Origin of the sequence: Mesorhizobium sp. C277A, assembly GCF_040324395.1 — a bacterium.
Classification (GTDB): domain Bacteria; phylum Pseudomonadota; class Alphaproteobacteria; order Rhizobiales; family Rhizobiaceae; genus Mesorhizobium.
Genome location: NZ_JAMYVW010000002.1, coordinates 1,748,297 through 1,762,379, shown reverse-complemented (window position 1 = coordinate 1,762,379; position 14,083 = coordinate 1,748,297). Strand labels below are relative to the sequence as shown.

Annotated in this window: 14 protein-coding genes; 6 read left to right on the top strand and 8 right to left on the bottom strand. The window is 63.3% G+C overall.

Annotated features, from left to right (window positions below):
* From NKK52_RS08820 to NKK52_RS08805, 4 genes are all read left to right on the top strand, one after another.
* Positions 1-1,374 (top strand): aminotransferase family protein, encoded by a 1,374-nt coding sequence (locus NKK52_RS08820; RefSeq protein ID WP_023684915.1) that lies wholly within the window; start codon positions 1-3, stop codon positions 1,372-1,374.
* A gap of 10 nt (positions 1,375-1,384) precedes the next feature.
* Positions 1,385-2,314 (top strand): 3,5-dioxohexanoate:acetyl-CoA acetone transferase, encoded by a 930-nt coding sequence (kce, locus tag NKK52_RS08815; protein WP_023711469.1) that lies wholly within the window; start codon positions 1,385-1,387, stop codon positions 2,312-2,314.
* 209 nt (positions 2,315-2,523) lie between these two features.
* Complete coding sequence (locus NKK52_RS08810) at positions 2,524-3,027, top strand: GNAT family N-acetyltransferase (protein WP_031198527.1); 504 nt, start codon at positions 2,524-2,526, stop codon at positions 3,025-3,027.
* Positions 3,024-4,052, top strand: coding sequence for a histone deacetylase family protein (locus NKK52_RS08805; RefSeq protein WP_023684912.1), 1,029 nt, complete (start codon positions 3,024-3,026; stop codon positions 4,050-4,052). Before NKK52_RS08810 ends, NKK52_RS08805 begins: the two co-directional genes overlap by 4 nt.
* A 4-nt stretch (positions 4,053-4,056) precedes the next feature.
* On the opposite strand, the gene NKK52_RS08800 is transcribed toward NKK52_RS08805, so the two are convergent.
* The 3 genes from NKK52_RS08800 to NKK52_RS08790 all read right to left on the bottom strand — a co-directional run bounded on the left by NKK52_RS08800 (position 4,057) and on the right by NKK52_RS08790 (position 7,021).
* Positions 4,057-5,319, bottom strand: coding sequence for a cysteine desulfurase-like protein (locus NKK52_RS08800; protein ID WP_023684911.1), 1,263 nt, complete (start codon positions 5,317-5,319; stop codon positions 4,057-4,059).
* Positions 5,320-5,371: 52 nt separating this feature from the next.
* Positions 5,372-6,439, bottom strand: a complete 1,068-nt coding sequence (locus tag NKK52_RS08795) for an aldo/keto reductase (RefSeq protein ID WP_023684910.1) — start codon at positions 6,437-6,439, stop codon at positions 5,372-5,374.
* Between the two features lie 114 nt (positions 6,440-6,553).
* The gene (locus NKK52_RS08790) at positions 6,554-7,021 is read right to left on the bottom strand and encodes a hypothetical protein (protein ID WP_023684909.1); all 468 of its coding nucleotides are present in this window, start codon (positions 7,019-7,021) and stop codon (positions 6,554-6,556) included.
* 401 nt (positions 7,022-7,422) lie between these two features.
* Between NKK52_RS08790 and NKK52_RS08785 the strand changes: the two genes are divergently transcribed.
* Positions 7,423-7,602, top strand: a complete 180-nt coding sequence (locus NKK52_RS08785) for a hypothetical protein (protein WP_023684908.1) — start codon at positions 7,423-7,425, stop codon at positions 7,600-7,602.
* A 58-nt stretch (positions 7,603-7,660) separates the two neighbouring features.
* Here the strand turns inward: NKK52_RS08785 and NKK52_RS08780 are convergent, their stop codons facing one another.
* Positions 7,661-8,167, bottom strand: a complete 507-nt coding sequence (locus tag NKK52_RS08780; protein ID WP_023669071.1) for a DUF1993 domain-containing protein — start codon at positions 8,165-8,167, stop codon at positions 7,661-7,663.
* A gap of 124 nt (positions 8,168-8,291) precedes the next feature.
* On the opposite strand from NKK52_RS08780, the gene NKK52_RS08775 reads away from it, so the two are divergent.
* Complete coding sequence (locus NKK52_RS08775) at positions 8,292-9,350, top strand: DUF1176 domain-containing protein (RefSeq protein WP_023684907.1); 1,059 nt, start codon at positions 8,292-8,294, stop codon at positions 9,348-9,350.
* A gap of 36 nt (positions 9,351-9,386) precedes the next feature.
* On the opposite strand, the gene NKK52_RS08770 is transcribed toward NKK52_RS08775, so the two are convergent.
* The 4 genes from NKK52_RS08770 to NKK52_RS08755 form a co-directional block, all read right to left on the bottom strand.
* Positions 9,387-10,592 carry an epoxide hydrolase family protein gene (locus NKK52_RS08770; protein WP_245263138.1) on the bottom strand — a complete coding sequence of 402 codons (1,206 nt, stop codon included), beginning with the start codon at positions 10,590-10,592 and terminating at the stop codon, positions 9,387-9,389.
* A 76-nt stretch (positions 10,593-10,668) separates the two neighbouring features.
* Complete coding sequence (locus tag NKK52_RS08765) at positions 10,669-11,586, bottom strand: alpha/beta hydrolase (protein WP_023684905.1); 918 nt, start codon at positions 11,584-11,586, stop codon at positions 10,669-10,671.
* Between the two features lie 185 nt (positions 11,587-11,771).
* Positions 11,772-13,382: an NTP transferase domain-containing protein gene (locus NKK52_RS08760; RefSeq protein ID WP_023684904.1), complete on the bottom strand. Its 1,611-nt coding sequence runs from the start codon at positions 13,380-13,382 to the stop codon at positions 11,772-11,774.
* Positions 13,379-14,083: an XdhC family protein gene (locus tag NKK52_RS08755; protein WP_023684903.1), complete on the bottom strand. Its 705-nt coding sequence runs from the start codon at positions 14,081-14,083 to the stop codon at positions 13,379-13,381. The genes NKK52_RS08760 and NKK52_RS08755 overlap by 4 nt, the downstream gene beginning before the upstream one ends.

The window sequence follows — 14,083 nt, the reverse complement described above, 5'->3', positions numbered from 1 at the left end:
ATGCAGAAGCCCTCATCAACTGGTTCAGAAACGCGCGCGCCCTCGCACCTGTTCTACCTCTCCAGCCTGCGCCGGCCGCTGATCGACCGCGCCGAAGGCATTTATATGTGGACGCAGGACGGCCGCCGCTTCATCGACGGATCGAGCGGACCGATGGTCGCCAATATCGGCCATTCCAACCGCAACGTGCTCGACGCCATGAAGCGGCAGATGGACCGCGCCACCTTCGCCTACCGGCTGCATTTCGAGAACGAGCAGGCGGAAGAACTGGCGCGGGAGCTCGCCGGCAAACTGCCGGAGGGCATGGACCGAATCTTCTTCGTCTCCGGCGGTTCGGAGGCGACGGAATCCTGCATCAAGCTGGCGCGGCAATGGGCGGTCGCGACCGGCCAGCCGAAGCGCTGGAAGGTTATCACGCGTTTTCCCTCCTATCATGGCGGCACGCTGGGTTCGCTTTCGATAACCGGCGACGATGCGCTGGCCGAAACGTTCACACCGATGATGCGGGTGATGCCGACCGTGCCGGCGCCGACGGCATGGCGCGACCGCGACAATCTTTCGATGGAGCAGCGCGGCGTCCGTTATGCCGACATGCTGGAGGAGAAGATCCAGGCCGAGGGCCCGGACAGCGTGCTCGCCTTCATCATGGAGCCGATCGGCGGTGCGGCGACTTCGGCCCTCGTCGCACCGGACAGCTATTATCCGCGTATACGCGAGATCTGCGACCGCTACGGCATCCTGCTCATCCATGATGAAGTGATGAGCGGCGCCGGCCGCACCGGAAAATTCCTTGGCGGCGACCATTGGAACTGCAAGCCCGACATCGTCGCGCTGTCGAAGGGGCTTGGCTCCGGCTATGCGCCGCTCGGCGCGCTGGCCGCCCCGATGCGGCTGGTCGAGCCGCTGCTGGCGTCGGGCGGCTTCCAGCATGGCCACACCTATGCTGGCAATCCGCTCGCCTGCGCGGCCGGGCTCGCCGTGCTCGGCGAGATGGACCGCCTCGACCTGATCGCCAATGCCGCCGCGATGGGCGACGTGCTGATGGACGGGCTGAAAGGGCTGGCGAAGCGTTTTCCGTTCATCGCCGATGTCCGAGGCAAAGGCCTGCTCACCGGCGCCGAGATGGTTGCCGATCCCGAAACTCTACGGCCGATCGAACAGGGCAAGAAAGCCACGCAGCGCCTGCTCGACCTCGCCTACGAGCGCGGGCTGATCATCTACGGCCGCAGGGTCAAGGGCGGTGTCGACAGCGACAATTTCATGGTGGCGCCGCCGATGATCGTCACGGCTGAAGAGGTCGGGGAGATCATTTCCATCATCGGCGATTCGCTGGAAGTTCTGGCCGCCGAACTCGACCTGCCGGTCGAAGGCTGAGGGCTAAAGAATGGCGCCGAGGAAAGTCATCATCACCTGCGCGGTCACTGGCTCGGTGCACACCCCGTCCATGTCGCCCTATCTGCCGGTGACGCCGGACCAGATCGCGACCGACGCCATCGCGGCGGCCGAGGCTGGCGCCTCAATCCTGCATCTCCACGCCCGCGATCCCAAAGACGGCCGGCCGACCGCCGATCCTGAGGTGTTCATGCAGTTCCTGCCGCGCATCAAGCAAGCGACCGATGCGGTGATCAACATCACCACCGGCGGTTCGTCGCTGATGACGCTCGACCAGCGGCTGGCGGCACCACTGCGGGCCGAGCCGGAAATGTGCTCGCTCAACATGGGCTCGATGAATTTCGCGCTGTTCCCGATGCTCGACAAGCCAAGGGAGTGGCAGCACGAGTGGGAACCAAAGCTGCTCGAAGCCACGCGCGACACCATCTTCAAGAACACCTTTGCCGATATGGAAGGCGTGCTCGAAAAGCTCGGCAAGGGCTGCGGCACGCGCTTTGAGTTCGAATGCTACGATGTCGGCCATCTCTATTCGCTGGCGCATTTTCGCGACCGCGGGCTGGTGTCGGGGCCGCTGTTCATCCAGTTCGTGCTCGGCATTCTAGGCGGCATCGGCGCCGATCCCGACAATCTCATCCATATGAAGCGCATCGCCGACAAGCTGTTCGGCGACAGCTACCAGTTCTCGGTGCTCGCCGCCGGCCGCCATCAGATGCCCCTGATCTCGATCGCGGCGGCGATGGGCGGCAATGTCCGCGTCGGGCTGGAGGACAGTCTCTACGATGGACGGCAATTGGCGAAATCCAATGCCGATCAGGTGCGCAGGATACGCGCCATTCTCGACGGGTTGTCGCTGGAAGTCGCAACGCCGACCGAGGCGCGCGAGATGCTGGCGCTGAAGGGTGGCGATAGGGTCGCGTTTTGAGATGATTGATCTGCGATGATGGCGTTCTGGCACACCCCCCTCTGGCCTGCCGGCCATCTCCCCCTCAAGGGGGGAGATCGGATGTCACTGCGGCCTTCGCCAATCTCAATCGTTGCAAAATGGATGGCAGCGCCAAAGCTGCCAATCTCCCCCCTTGAGGGGGAGATGTCCGGCAGGACAGAGGGGGGTGCCTGGGCGCCTTGCCTATCGTGAGTACAGACACCCTCCGCCCCGGCACCATCGACGACGTCGACACCATCCATGCCGCGCTGCTCAAGCTCGGCACCCATATCGGCGCGCATCAGGAGATCACGTCCACTGCCGACGATCTCCGCCGCTACGGCTTTGGCGACAAACCCGCCTTCTCCACCCTGATCGCCGAGATCGGCGGCGATTTTGCGGGGCTCTGCCTGCATTTCCCGATCTTCTCGACATGGATGGGGCGGCCCGGCGTCTATATCCAGGACCTCTATGTCGAGGACCGGTTTCGCGGCCGCAAGATCGGCGAAAGACTGCTGCGCCGGGTCGCGCGCGACTGCCGCCGGGATGGCGGCGCCTATCTCAGGCTGTCCGTCGACACCGACAATGACGGCGCCAAGGCTTTTTATGAGCGGCTGGGCATCGCCTGGTCGAGCTACGAGCAGACGCAGAAGATTGTTGGCGATGCCTTTTTCGCCTTTGCCGATGCAGCGCAGGATGGGGACGCGGAATGAAAGCCTTCTTTGCCGAGGAGCAGAAACGCCACGACCCGAAGGCCTTTCTGTCCAGCGGTGCGCCGCAGCCCAATCCCGAACAGCCGGAGCGGGTAGAGCGATTGTTAGCCGGCGCAAAATCCGCCGGATTGATGATCGAGCGGCCCAGGGAACATGGCCTAGGCCCGGTGGCGGCCGTGCATACGCCGGAGTATCTCGCCTTCCTCGAACACATTTTTGCGCGCTGGCAGCGCATCGAGGGCGCATCCGCGGAAGTCATCCCCAACATCCATCCACTGGCCCGCACAGGGTCCTATCCGGCCTCGGCGGTCGGCCAGGCCGGCTACCACATGGCCGACACCGCTTGCCCGATCTCGGCCGAAACCTGGCACAGCGCGCTGTGGAGCGCCTGGAGTGCAGTCGAGGCAGCCGAAGCGGTGATATCGGGCGCGCCTGCCGCTTATGCGCTCTGCCGGCCGCCCGGCCATCATGCCTTTGCCGATGTCGCCGGCGGCTTCTGCTTCATCAACAATTCAGCGGTCGCGGCCCAGGTGTTGCGCAAGCAGGCGGCGCGGGTGGCGATCCTCGATGTCGACCTGCATCACGGCAACGGCACGCAAGGCATCTTTTATACGCGTTCCGACGTCCTGACGGTGTCGCTGCACGCCGATCCGGTGCGCTTCTATCCGTTCTTCTGGGGTCATGCCGACGAGCGCGGCGAGGGACCGGGCCTCGGCTATAATTTCAATCTGCCACTACCGCGCAAATCAGCCGACGCGGCGTTTCTGGAGGCCCTCGAAGTGGCGTTCCAGCGTATCCACGCCTTTTCGCCGGACGCGCTGGTCGTGGCGCTCGGTCTCGATGCGTTCGAGGGCGATCCGTTCGGCGGGCTTTCGGTGACCACGCCCGGTTTCTCGCGGATCGGCGAGGCAATTGCCAAGCTTGGCCTGCCGACGGTTATCGTCCAGGAAGGCGGCTATCTCTGCGACGCGCTCGGCGACAATCTCACGGCGTTCCTCACCGGTTTCGGCGGCAAACAGCGATAGCTGACTAGCGCTGCTGCCTCAGCATGGCGATCTCCCGGTGCACGCTTTCCAACGTCTTGTCGATCTCTGCCGCCGTGTTGTAGTGCGCAATACCGATGCGCACGACGCCCTGCTCGGCCGGAATGCCGAGATGGTGGACGATCTCCCAGGCGTAGTTGTGACCCGACCATAGAAAAATGTTCTCGGCATTCATCTGCCGCACGATCGTCTCTGGCACGATGCCGTCGACGGTGAAGGACACGGTCGGCACGCGCTCAATGACACGCTTCTGATCGGTGATGCCGCGGATGGTCAGGCCCTCAATGGCGGACAGCCCATCGATCAGCCTCAGCGCCAGCGGGTTTTCGTAGGCGATCGACACTTCGTATGCGTTTGCGATCTTTTGCCTTCGCGAACCGCCCTCGCCGGCCGCAGCACCGAGTTCGGCGAAGTAATCGACCGCTGCGGTAAGCCCGGCCATCAGTTCGATCTGCGGCGTGCCGAGTTCGAAGCGCTCCGGCAGGCCATTGGAAGAGCAACGGCATTTGTAGGGTTGCAGCGCATCGATGATGTCGCGGCGTCCCCACAATATGCCCATGTGCGGGCCGAAGAATTTGTAGGCCGAGCAGATCAGGAAGTCGCAGCCGAGATCCTGCACGTCGACCAGCCCGTGCGGCGCGAACTGCACGGCATCGACATAGACGAGCGCGCCGGCCTGTTTGGCGATGGCCGTCAGCGCCTTGACCCGGTTGATCGAGCCGGTGAGGTTCGACGCATAGTTCAGCGCAACGAGTTTTGTCCTGTCGGTAAGCAGAGCGCTGAGCGCCGCCTCCTCGACCTGCCAGCTGTTCTCGTCGAAGGGCAGGAAGCGCACCACAAGGCCGAGGTCCTCGGCCAGCTGCAGCCAGGGCGAGACATTGCCCTCATGATCCATGCGGGTGACGATGATCTCGTCGCCCGGCTTGAAGCCGCGGCCGAGCGTGCGCGACATGTGATAGGTCAGCGTCGTCATATTGGCGCCGATGATGATTTCCTCAGCGCTCGCTGCACCCAGGAAATCGGCCATCGCCGCATGGGCGCCGTCGACCACCTGTTGCGCGGCAAGCGTGGTTTCGAAATAACCGCCGAGATTGGCGTTGGTGGTGAGGAGGCAGCGCGCCACCGCATCGGCAACCGCCTGTGGCACCTGCGTGCCGGCCGGATTGTCGAGATAGATGCGCCGGCGGCCTTTGTCGGTCAGGTCCAGCGCCGGAAATTTTCCCCTGACGGTCTCGATCGGAAAATCCATTGCTGTCCCCTTCCCCTTGTGTTTTCTACGGAATTCCGCCCGGAGTGCCCGCTTACGGACAAGGATTGCCCACGCGCTGGTGGATCGCGTCGACGGCCTTCTGCATCTCGTCGGTCCAGGTCACGTCGACTGAGGACAGCGCCATCTCGAGCTGGGCAATCGTCGTCGCGCCGATGATGCTGGAGGTAACAAAGGGTCGGCTGGCGACATAGGCGTTGGCGAACAGCGCCGGTTCGAGGCCGAAGGAGCGCGCCAGTTCGTTGTATTCGAGCTGCGCCTCCGCCGCATTCGGCGTCTCATAGCGCTGGCCGCGGTTGAACAGCTGCGAGCGCGAACCTTGCGGCCGCACGCCATGATCGTATTTGCCGGTGAGATAGCCTTGCGCCAGCGGCGAATAGGCGAGAAAGCCAACCTCTTCGCGGTCGCAGACTTCGGCGAGGTTCACCTCAAATGTGCGGTTGACGAGGCTGTATGCGTTTTGCAGCGAAACGATGCGCGGGCCGACGCCCTTGTCGGCCTCGGCGATGAAGCGCATGACGCCCCAGGAGCTTTCGTTCGACAGGCCGAGATGGCGGATCTTTCCCGCCTTCACCAACTCCTCGAAGACTGCGAGTGTCTCGGCGATCGGCGTCTCGCCGGCCGGCGCCCCAACGGCATCGGCACGGCGCGGCACAGCACCCACGCGGGTCGGGTTGGCGCCCCAGGGGATGTCGCGCTCCGGCCAATGGATCTGATAGAGATCGAGATAGTCGGTGCCGAGCTTGGACAGCGATTTGTCGATGGCGTCAAAGATGTCGGCGCGCACCAATTTCGACGGACGGTCGCCACGAAACCAGCTGTTGGCGGTGCGGCCGACCACTTTCGAGGCCAGGATCACCTTGTCGCGGTTGCCCTTGGCCTTCATCCAGCTGCCGATGATCTTTTCCGTGCGCCCCTGCGTCTCGGCCTTGGGCGGGATCGGGTAGAGCTCGGCGGTGTCGATGAAATTCACGCCACGTTCAAAAGCCAGATCCATCTGCGCATGGCCATCGGCCTCGGTGTTCTGCTCGCCCCAGGTCATCGACCCCAGGCAGATCTGGGTCACAAGAAGATCGGTCCGACCGAGACGGCGTTTATGCATCGAATTTTCTCCGGCGGGAATTGCGCGGCTACGCGGGAAGGAAGCCGCATCTATAGGGAAAGCGGCGCCGCTCTCCAACCCTTAGCGGACCGACTTTTGCGTGAACCCTGGAAGTCAGCGCCGGACGCCAGCCAAAGCGCGCCGCTTGGCCTCGTCGATCAGCATGTTGGCCACCTGCATGCGGATCATGGCGCGCTGGCGCAGATGCGGCGCGACACGGTCGGGATGGTTGGCGAAAGCGAAGCTGCGGCGCATGCGGCCGAGATCGGCGTTCTTGACGGGATGATCGAGGCCGAGTTCGACCGCGATTGCGTCGGGATCGATCGGTGGCAGCTTCTCCTCGGGCTTTGCTTCCTCGCCGGCCAGTGCCAGCTTGGCCTGGTCGAGAAGGGCTGCGAATTCGGCGGCAAGATCGGACCCCGCTTCGCGATACTCGGCCGTGAAGGTTTCGCCGGAGACCTTGATGCGGCCGGAATGAAGCTCGTCGGCCACGGAGAGATAGTCGAACGGGATCGACGGCCGCGCGCCTGTCTCCCCGCCAGCCTCGTCCTTGTCGGAGGCGACGAACAGATCGTCGAGCAAGGAAGCGAAATCCCGCTTGGCGCCGATGTCAGCCTCCCCCTCGTTTTGCGCATGCGAACAGAGCCGGTCGCACCATAGAACCGGCTCGTTAAAAATGAATGCCACTGATCTTAACCAGTTTAGGCGTTCGCCGGGCTTGCGCGACCGGTTGATGGTGCAGCTCAACAAAAAGCCGGACTGCATTTGCATGCAGTCCGGAAATTCGCCAGGAGTGGCGAGGAAAAGCCGGCCATGTGCCAGCGTCTATGCATACGGTGGGGATGCGCCACAAGTTTCAGCGCACGCGGCAATTGTGCCGAAAAAAATTCGCTTGGCATGGCTGCCATGCAAATGCTGCACTGCACAATCTTCACAATTTTCCCTATATTCGGCGCCGTGGAGGATCAACAAGGGGCCGAATCATGGGGTTCTTCACTGAAATGTTTGCCCGTCCGCGTCCGCAGGAGCATCAGCGTTATCGTTCCGCCCTGGCACTGCTGCACGCGATGAGCAATGCCGACCGCGCCGACATCGGCGTCAAGCCGGCCGATTTCCCACGCATCGCGCGCGAAATGTCACTGCGTTGTAAGCCTTGGCGCTGAACCAGCGTCATACGAAGTTTCCCGGCAGCGGCCGGGAAACCTCGCAACGCGCAATTCGTCAACGATTACCGAGATAGGCGCCCTTGGTCAGCGGCACGCCATTGTGGCGCAGGATGTCGTAGGCGGTGGTCACGTGGAAATAGAAGTTGGGCATGGCGACATGCAGCAGATACTGCATGCCGGGCATCGAGGCTTCGCGCTGGCCAAACTTCAGTTCGACCACCCTTTCATCCGAACCATCGAATTCGGCGGCCGAGAATGACGCCAGCAGATCGAGCGTCTTGGTCAGGCGCGCCTGAAGCTCGGCGAAGGTCGCTTCATTGTCTTCGTATTTCGGCACCTCGCGACGGGCCAGCCGTGATGGCGCGCCCTTGGCGTGGTCGGTGGCGACCTGCACCTGCCTGACCAGCGCGTACATGTCGGGCGCCAACCTCGCGGTCAAAAACACCTGCGGGTCGATCTTGCGCTCGGTTGCATTCTGTTCGGCCGCCGACAGCACGCCGGACAGCGCCTTCAGCCTGGCCGAAAACACCGGCACCGAGGCTTCATACATCGATAGTGTCACGTTCAAATCTCCATTGCGGCTGAAGCGCCGACGGCGGGACGTAGCGCCTTCCCGGAGGATTTTTCAAGCGTCACCACGTCGCCGCAATCGATGTGATAGAATCCTGTCGTGGTGGAGATCCCCGATGAGACTTGTCTTTCTGGCAGCGACCGCGCTTTTCTCCCTTGCTGTATCCAGCCAAGCTTTGTTGGCCGATGATGACCCGGCGACCGATGACCAGGCACCTTATGTCGACGACAGGTCGGATGCCGCAGCGGTGGTCCGTTCGCTCTACAGTGCCATCAACCGGCACGAATTCGCCCGCGCCTGGGCTTACTACGGCGATACCAAGCCGGCAAAGGATTTCGACACTTTCGTCAAGGGCTATGACGGCACCGACAAGGTCGACGTTGAAACCGGCGCCATTTCCGATGAAGGTGCCGCCGGCAGCATCTATTACAGCGTCCCGGTGGCCATCCGCGCCACCGACAAGGACGGCAAGGAAGCAGTCTTCGCCGGCTGCTACACGCTGCGCCAGGTCAGCGCTCAGATCCAGGCCCCGCCGTTCCGACCGATCTTTATCGACAAGGGCGCGCTGAAGCCATCCAAGGCCGATTTCGAGGGGGCGCTGCCGCCAAGCTGTGGTGACGGGCCGCCGCCGCCGAAGAAGGACACCGCACTCGAGCACGTGAAGAAACTGTTCGCCGCTGATTATGGCGATCAGTGTGACAAGCAATTTCTCGGCGAGGAGCCGAACATCTTTTCGATCAAATACAAGGCAAAGGACGCGGCTGCCAGCGATCCCGACAAGGAAACGCGGCTTTTCGAGTTCTACTGCCAAGCGGCAGCCTATAACGCAAGTTCGGTCTACTACATGACCGACGAAGTATCGGGCGTGCGGCAGTTGCAGTTCACCGAGCCCGAAATGGATATCCGTTACGAGAACAATGACAGCGACGGCAAACTGCTGGGCATGGATATCATCGGCTTCCGCACATCCGGCTGGGCGGCCAATTCCGAATATGACGAAGACGCCAAGACGCTGACCACGTTCAACAAATGGCGCGGCATCGGCGACGCCTCGGACAAGGGGATATACCTGTTCCGTAACGGCGATTTTTCCCTCGTCCAATATGATGTGGACGCGTCTTACGATGGCGAGGAGAACCCGCAGACGGTGGTCGACTACAACACCGCGCCGTAGGGATCTTATCAGGAACCGCCGCGCTCAAGCAGTCCTTCACATTCGCCTTCTCGTTTCAGGCCGGGAACGCATCGGCCGGAAGAAGGCGCGAATGTCCTCGACCAGAAGACTCGGTTCCTCCAGCGCAGCGAAATGGCCCCCTCGCGGCATCGATGTCCATCGCTGAACGTCAAAGACCCGCGCCACCCAGGATCGAGGCGGCATCGGCAACTCGCGAGGGAAAAGCGCTACCCCAAATGGCGGCGAAACGCGTTCCAGCGTCTCGAACGCAAGAGGGAACAGTCGATTCTCCTTGTAGAGCCGCAAGGACGAGGTGAGCGCGTTGCTGAACCAATAGAGAGAAACATCCGTAAGGAGCGTGTCCATGCCGAAGGTGCGCTCCACGTCACCGTCGCAATCGCTCCAGCTACGGAACTTCTCGATCATCCAGGCTGCGAGACCGATCGGCGAGTCTGTCAGAGCATAAGCAAGCGTCTGAGGCTTCGTGCCCTGCAGATGGGCATAGGCGCCCTCCGTTGCCGTCCAGACCGCGGCCTTTTCCAGAAAGGCCTGCTCCTCAACGGTGACAGGTGGCAGACCTGCACCCAAGGGTGGCCGATAGCTCCCGGGAATGTAATTGACGTGGACGCCAAGCACGCTTTCGGAATGGAGCCGTGCCATCCAGGCGGAAACGCCCGCGCCGATGTCGCCTCCTTGGGAAGCGAAGCGGTCGTAGCCGAGCCCGCGCATCAACTGTACCCATAACTCCGCGATGCGGCCGGAATGGAAGCCTGGTTCCGTCGGCGCCTGGGAAAAGCCGTATCCGGGCAAGGAGGGAACTACCACGTGGAAAGCGTCGGCCGGGTCACCACCATGGGCAGCTGGGTCTGCCAGCAATGGAATGACGTGTTCCATTTCGATGAACGAGCCGGGCCAGCCATGCGTTATGATCAGCGGCAGCGGCGCCGGTCCGTTGCCTGGCTGGTGGACAAAGTGGACATCTAGGTTGTTCAGCCTCGTCAGATATTGCGGCAGCCGGTTCAGCCGCTCCTCTTGCACTCTCCAGTCGAAGCGGTCTCGCCAGTAATCCGCAAGGCGTTTGATGAACGGCAGCTCGGCCCCATCGCTCCAGCCCGCTTCGCTTAGCGGAATTGGCCATCGTGTTGCGCTAAGCCGGCGCTGGAGATCTTCAAGTTGTTCGTTCGGAATTTGGATCTTGAAGGGGTGAGCGTCCATCGCTGTGCTTCCGATCTGTTGGATCATATCAGCCTACACCAGTAAGAGGATATCGGCCGAACCACGATCACCAAAACCAACGGGCACCTCTGGGCGATATGCCTCAAGGCGCCTTCGACAGCATCCAGTTCAGCGTTTGGCGCCAGTCCACCATGCGGATCGGCGTGCCGTGGGTGCCGGTCTCGAACCGGACGAACCGGGTCGGATAGGGATAGGCTTTGGAACTCGCAATGATGGAACGGAAGAAGGCTTCCTGCTTCTCCACGGGAAAGACCGGGTCCTTGCTGCCCTGGCCGAAGAACACCGGCACGTGACGCCTGTAAGCCGGGCTCGACAGGAAACTGTCATCCCATAGCGAGCCGAGCAGCAGCAGCCCGTTGATGCGCCGTCCCGTATCGTTGCGGCCGGCCAGCTTCCAGCACAGCGCGCCGCCCATCGAGCCACAGGCGACGAAGATTTTCGCGTCCGGCGAGGCCTCGGCATAATGGCCGATCAGCGCCGCGACCTGGGCCGCGCCCTTGTCGCCGAAATCGGTGAAATCGGGTGAGAGATAGAGGCCGCCATTGCCGGCCATCAGGTTCTTGATTCGGTTGAAGTTGCCGCCGAAGGTGAAGTCGTCGACGCCCTGCTTGCGGCTGCCGCCCTGCCCGTGCAGGTAAAGCACGATGATGCCGGCGCCCTCGGTCTTGCCGACAGCGACATGCCTGACATCGCCGGCATCGGTTTTCAGCAGCAGGTCCTGCTGCACCTTGCGCACGCCGACATCGACATACTTAGCCTGCACCCGGCGCTCCGGCACCTGGTCGCGGGCGTTGATGTCGCGCAGCTCCTGGTAGTCGATGATCGTGTAGGCGCCTTTGTCCGTGGACGAGAGCGTCGCCGGATAGGCGAAGAGATCGTCCTTGTAGGGTTTTAGCTCGAGCGCGTCGGCTGGGGCGGCTGAGAACAGGAAAAGGAGTGAAACCAGAAGGGTATGGAGCGCGGCCGCCCCCCTCTGGCCTGCCGGCCATCTCCCCCTCAAGGGGGGAGATTGGATATCACGCCGCCTTCCGCCAATCTTCAAAGCTGCAGGATAGACGCCGCCATCGAGGCTGCTGATCTCCCCCCTTGAGGGGGAGATGGCCGGCAGGCCAGAGGGGGGTAGAAGCGCTGAGGCAAGTAAAGAGAGAGCCATGCTAAAGGCATGCGTTTTTCGGCTTCGCTTTGTCAATCCTGCAGCACGCCGCCGGCGTCTTCCAGCGCCTCGCGGGTGTCGACATCGATCGACGCGCTGTCGCCGATCTCGACGTCGATGACATCCAGTCCCTCGGCCTCGACCAGATGGCGGGCGCCGGTGTCGCCCTCGAGGTGGGCGATGCCTCCAAACAGCGCGCGTGGCAGCAGCACCGGATTGCCGCGGCGGCCGTCATGGGCGGCACGCACCACTGAGCGGCCGCCGTCCCTACGGAAGGCCTCGATCAGCCTGTCGAGATCGGTCGAGGAAATGCCCGGCATGTCGCCGAGGACGATCATGGCGCCGGCCGCCTCGGCTCCAACGCGGGCAATGCCGGCTTTTAGAGACGAGGACAGGCCGTCGGCAAAATCCGGGTTGTCGGCAAAGATCACGTCGAGGCCCGAGAGCGCGGCGTGCACCCGCTCGCGCTGATGGCCGGTGACGACAACGGTGCTGGTTGCCTTCGAGGCCAGTGCGCGCTCGACTGTCCGGCGCACCAGCGGCTTGCCGTCGAACAGCGCCAGAAGCTTGTTCGGCCCGCCCATGCGGCTGGAGCGACCGGCGGCCAGAAGCACGATCTCGACCTTCAGCCCGGCTCTCGCCGGCAGCGGCTCGCGCGGCTGCGGCCTGGTCGGGATTTCCATCAAGAGGCCGCCAACGCCCATGCCGGCAATGTCCTTGGCGGTGACGTCGAGACCGGCGATCAGCCTGTCGAGCACCCAATCGAAACCGTTCTCCTTGGGGCTGCGGGCGCAACCGGGCGCGCCGATGACGCGCTTGCCATCGAGCGTGCCCAGCACCAGCAGATTGCCGGGATCGACGGGCATGCCCGCGCGGATCACCGTGCCACCTGCTGCCTCGATCGCCGCCGGAACGACATCGTTGAAATCGCTCATCGCCGAGGCGCCGAAGATCACCACCATGTCGTTGTCGCGCGCCAGCGCGGCCGCTGCCTCGGCTACAGGCGCGATCTCGTGCGGCGTGCGGCGCTCCGTCGTCAGCCGGCCGCCGGAGCGTGCCAGCCGGGCCTCGGTGACGCGCAGCGTTTTGTCGAGCACGCTGGGCTTGATGCCGGGCAGCATCGTCTGAATGACGCCGATGCGCACCGGATGGTAGGCGTTGACGGCGAAGATCTCGCCGCCGGCGCAGATCTTCGTCACCTTGTCGACCAGAGCCGTGGCAACAGCGAACGGGATGATCTTGACCGTCGCCACCATTTGCCCCGTCTCGACAGGTGCGTGCTGCGCTAGCGTGGCGATGGTGATGGTCGGGTCGACGGCATTGATGGCGTCGATCATCGTGGCATCGACGGTGAAGAGACCGGCGGCCTTGGCATGGAGGTTGACGCGGCCGGTCGCGGCGGGTTTTGCCTCGATGTTGCGATGGGCCATGCTTCCGGCGATCTTTTCGGCCGCCGCATCTTCGCTGAGATCATCGGCGGCAAGCACCGCCGCGACGATCTCGGTAATGCCGGCTGCTTTCAGAGCCGCCACGTCCTGTGCGCTCAGCGTGTGCGCCTTGCGGAAACGTCGCTCACCCGCCGTGGTGGCATGCGCGAGCACCGCGCCTTCGGCCTGGTCGATCGGAACCGGGCCGAATCTCACGCTGCGGCGCCTTTCGCTTCCAGCCCTCGCGAGCGAAAGGCATGGATCGTCTGAGCCAGGACGGCGACGGCGATCTCGGCCGGGCTCGCCGCACCGATATCGAGACCGATCGGCGCGTGGATGCGGGCGATCTGGTCGGCGCTGGCGCCCAGCGCCAGCAAACGCTCGACGCGCTTGGCGTGTGTTTTGCGGCTGCCGAGTGCGCCGACATAGAAACAGTTGGCGTCGAGCGCGGCCTTCAGTGCGAAATCGTCGATCTTCGGATCATGGGTTACGGCGGCGAGCGCCGTATAGCTGTCGAGCGGCTGGCGTTTCAGCACATCCTCCGGCCATTCGGCATGGAGTGCTACATCGGGAAAACGGTCCGGGGTGGCGAAGGCGGTGCGCGGATCGACGATCTCCAGGGGATAGCCGGCGATCCTGGCCATCGGCGCCAGCGCCTGACTGATATGGACGGCGCCGACTACCACCAGGCGCGGCTGCGGCAAATGCGCGTTGAGGAAGAAGGTGCGCCCTTCAGCCTCGACCGAACCGGAATTGCCGGTGCGAAATGCCTTGGCGATCGCTTGCCCGAGATCGCCGGCAACCTGGTCGCCTTCGCGCACGATGCGGTCGCGGCCGTCGCCGAGATCGGTGACCAGGATCGCGGCGCGGCGGGCCCGGCGTTCGGCATTGAGCGTTTTGAGAGCGTAGGGATCCAT